The organism is Bacteroides sp., assembly GCF_052357945.1.
Classification (GTDB): domain Bacteria; phylum Bacteroidota; class Bacteroidia; order Bacteroidales; family Bacteroidaceae; genus Bacteroides.
Genome location: NZ_DAWCXD010000247.1, coordinates 1 through 3,919 on the forward strand (window position 1 = coordinate 1; position 3,919 = coordinate 3,919).

4 protein-coding genes are annotated in these 3,919 nt (G+C 45.3%); 1 reads left to right on the plus strand and 3 read right to left on the minus strand.

The window, feature by feature from the left end:
- Positions 1-77: 77 nt before the first annotated feature.
- Positions 78-1,166: a 2-aminoethylphosphonate--pyruvate transaminase gene (locus tag ACT8YW_RS22205; protein WP_444107173.1), complete on the plus strand. Its 1,089-nt coding sequence runs from the start codon at positions 78-80 to the stop codon at positions 1,164-1,166.
- Positions 1,167-1,267: 101 nt separating this feature from the next.
- Here ACT8YW_RS22205 and ACT8YW_RS22210 read toward each other — a convergent pair whose 3' ends face one another.
- The 3 genes from ACT8YW_RS22210 to nrdD form a co-directional block, all read right to left on the minus strand.
- Positions 1,268-2,671, minus strand: a complete 1,404-nt coding sequence (locus ACT8YW_RS22210; RefSeq protein WP_004296786.1) for an MFS transporter — start codon at positions 2,669-2,671, stop codon at positions 1,268-1,270.
- A gap of 236 nt (positions 2,672-2,907) precedes the next feature.
- Positions 2,908-3,366, minus strand: coding sequence for an anaerobic ribonucleoside-triphosphate reductase activating protein (nrdG, locus tag ACT8YW_RS22215; RefSeq protein ID WP_444107174.1), 459 nt, complete (start codon positions 3,364-3,366; stop codon positions 2,908-2,910).
- A gap of 194 nt (positions 3,367-3,560) precedes the next feature.
- Positions 3,561-3,919: anaerobic ribonucleoside-triphosphate reductase (gene nrdD / locus ACT8YW_RS22220; protein WP_444107175.1), on the minus strand; the 359-nt coding region annotated here is incomplete at its 5' end.

Sequence of the window (3,919 nt, forward strand, 5' to 3'; positions counted from 1 at the left end):
ACTAATTACGCTAATTTTTAACTAATAAATCAAATACTGATTCGCATTATTTATTCATTTCTAAAGAAAACATCATTATGAAACCATATTTGTTATTAACCCCCGGACCTCTAACCACCTCTGAAACAGTAAAAGAAGCCATGATGACCGACTGGTGTACATGGGACGAAGACTACAACCTCGGCATTGTTCAGGAACTCCGCAAAGACCTGGTTAACATCGCCACTAAAAAACCGGAAGAATACACTTCCATCCTTTTACAGGGAAGCGGAACCTATTGCGTGGAGGCCGTTTTAGGCGCCACCATCACCCCGAAAGACAAACTCCTGATTTGTAGCAACGGAGCCTATGGCGACCGTATGGGCAACATTGCAGAATATTACCATCTCGACTACGACATGCTGGCTTTTGAAGAAACAGAGCAGGTATCAGTTGAATATGTAGACGATTATCTTAGCAATAACTCCGATATCACACATGTCGCTTTCGTTCATTGCGAAACAACGACCGGTATCCTGAATCCGATCAAAGAACTGTCCCACATCGTCAAGATGCATGGTAAAAAGCTGATTGTAGACTGTATGAGCAGCTTCGGAGGTATCCCCTTAGATGTAAACGAACTCGGTATCGACTTCCTAATCAGCAGTTCCAACAAGTGTATTCAGGGTGTACCGGGATTCGGATTTATCATCGCCCGCCGTTCGGAATTAAAATATTGCAAAGGAGTGGCACGCTCTCTTTCCCTAGACATCTACGACCAATGGGAAACAATGGAAAAAGGACACGGAAAATGGCGCTTCACTTCACCGACACACGTTGTCCGTGCTTTCAAACAAGCCCTGACCGAATTGATTGAAGAAGGAGGCGTAGAAGCACGTTACCAACGTTATTGCGAAAATCACCGTATTTTGGTGGAAGGAATGCGTGCACTCGGATTCAAAACACTGCTCGAAGATGACATCCAGTCGCCTATCATCACTTCTTTCCTTTATCCGCATGAAGGATTCGACTTCAAAACATTCTATTATGCACTGAAAAATAAAGGATTTGTGATTTACCCGGGAAAGATTTCAAAAGCAGATACCTTCCGTATCGGAAACATCGGTGATGTGCATCCGGAAGACTTCCGCCGTCTGGTAAAAGTCATACGGGAAACGAAATACTAGAAAGTCAAATCTTTCAAGTTCATCTTGAATGATTACTTACTAATATGTTGTATGATGTTCCTGTGAAGTTCTGAAAGACTTAATCCTCTTTCAGGACTTCATTATTTTCTTTTCAGGGTGGAAGGCTGTGATAGCCTCAAGCTACTGACGATAGCTGCCACAACGGCAAACCCACTCCCCACCATCAGGCAAACAGCCGTGCTCCGGCTATGAGTGACAAAGCTGAAAAGCAAGGCAACCAATGTTGTTCCGGTGGTCTGTCCCAATAGGCGGGCCATTCCCAGCATCCCACTGGCCCCTCCCGAACGCTGCGTAGGAGCGGAAGAGATAATCGTGCTATTGTTCGGCGTCTGAAACAATCCGAAGCCCGCACCACATAACATCAAACGCAGGATGATACTTATATCAGATGATTCGGCAGTCAGACTGGAAAGCGAGAAAAGCCCGATGGCAAACAAAACCATCCCGATACTTCCCAGTATACCGGGGTGAATACGCTCCACGAGATACCCTGCCAATGGAGCCGTGACCAGCGTAGCCAACGGCCACGGAGTAAGCAAAAGTCCGGTCATCACCTCACTGTGTCCTAAAGTGTTCTGCAGGAAAAAAGGCAGGGAAACCATTGCCGACATTTGAGCGATAAAAGAACAAATGGAAGTCAGGATAGATAACCGGAAAATAGGAATCCGCAACAGGTCGAGCGGCAGTAACGGAGTAGTTTGCGTCAGTTGCCGGCGCACATAGTACGTGCCGACAACCGCCAATACAACCAGTTGAATGAAAAGGAAATCCATTTCCTCGTGATGGGCGAATCCGTCCAGCGTATATATAAGCAGACCGAAGGTAACCGCATTCGCTATGGCGCTGATATAATCAAACTTGCGTTTCGAGCGTTCCTCCTGCCTTGGCAGATGTTTGATGCCGAGGAACAATGCGGTAAGTCCTAACGGAACATTAATAGCAAATAACCAGTGCCAGCTGGCAATAGAAAGAATACCGCTCGCCACAGAAGGCCCGGCGGCAGCCGATATGGCAACGACCATCGCATTAATCCCCATTCCCCGCCCAATCTGGCTCTTCGGATAGATATAACGTAGCTGTGCCGTATTCACGCTGGTGATGGCAGAGGCACTGAACCCCTGAAAAATACGGGCGACGGTTAGCGTCCAAAACGAATCGGACAAGGCACAGATCAATGAAGTGATGCAAAACAGGCCGATACCCGAAAGAAAGACTTTCCGGTAACCGATGATTTCACCCAAAGCGGAAAAAGACAGTAGCGATATGACGATGGCCAGCTGATAGCCGTTGATAATCCAGGTGGTTACAGCGGGAGAAGTCCCAAAATCATGCGAAAGCGTGGGTAGTACGATATTGACGATGTTAATATCCAATACCGACATACAAAGAGCGAATCCAACGGACACCACCGCCCAAATACGCTTAGGCATCGGCAATCCGTCGGTTTCCTCTATTTTTTGAGTTGAATTTATCGATTGTACCATAAAAACTTATTCTTGTAAGTAGTCATTCTTTTTTCACCTTAAAGCAACGCAGGGATGCAAACACAAACACCACCGACTACAAAAAAAGCACCGCGTTACTCTGTGATGAAAAATGATTCACTTGGTTTCGTAAAGGTAAACAAAACAATGGTACAGGTGTTTTTGTTTCCTTTGAAAAATAAGTTTTTTTAGTGCTCAACTACTGGATTCAACTTACTCCAAATGTCGAATTACATTTACTTCAACTTCAAAATCCGCTGATTACTGCTTCCCCTGAACTCCAGATATGGAGAGAAAAGAGCCTGTTCGAAGCGTCCGTCCACCAATACATCAATATAATCAAGAGCGGCACTCAAACGAGGCTTCGCCTTAATTTCTTCGTATGTGTATCCGGTGTAGCACCACACGTTCATCCCTGTTTCCTCTTTCACCCGTTTCAGTAAAAGCAGGAACGCTTCCGGATGAAAAAACGGATCACCGCCGGAAAAAGTAACGCCGTCCAACAAAGGATTCGCTTTGATTTCACGAATGATGGACTGTAGTTTCTCCTCCGTCAGTTCTTCCCCTGCTCCCGGATTCCAACTCTCCGGGTTGTGGCAACCGGGACAATGATGGGAGCAGCCGGCAAGATAAATAGAAAACCTGATACCTTCACCGTCAACGATCGTTTCAGAATAAGTTCCTAGTAAATTCACTTCTTTAATAGCTAATGAAAAATGAAGATTTGAGAATGGATGATAACCATATAAATGTGGAATAAATACTCGTTACAGAACAGTACAAGATGAGAGTAACGTGCTGCAAGTAATAACCGAATAATGGATAATGAACCGTAACGCTTTCATCAAGCACCGTTCATTATCCATTCATCAATTATCAAACATTTATTCTACAAATGTTTTACACGGTCCTTCTCTTCTGCCCGTTTGGCAGAGTTCCAAGAGCTTAAATCGCCAGTCAGATAACCGGTGATACGGCGCATACGGAGAATACTTTCACTCTGGCATACAGGGCATTTATCGAAGATAACTCCCTTGTAACCACAGTTATGACAAGTGTCTACCGGGTGATTGATAGAGCCGTATCCAATACCTTCGTCGTGCATCACTTTCACAATCTTGGCAATGGCACGCACATTCTTCTGCGCTTCACCGTCCAGCTCCACATACGTGATGTGTCCGCCGCGCGTAATAGCGTGGAACGGAGCTTCACGCTTGATTTTCTCAACGATGCTGATCGGTTCTTTCA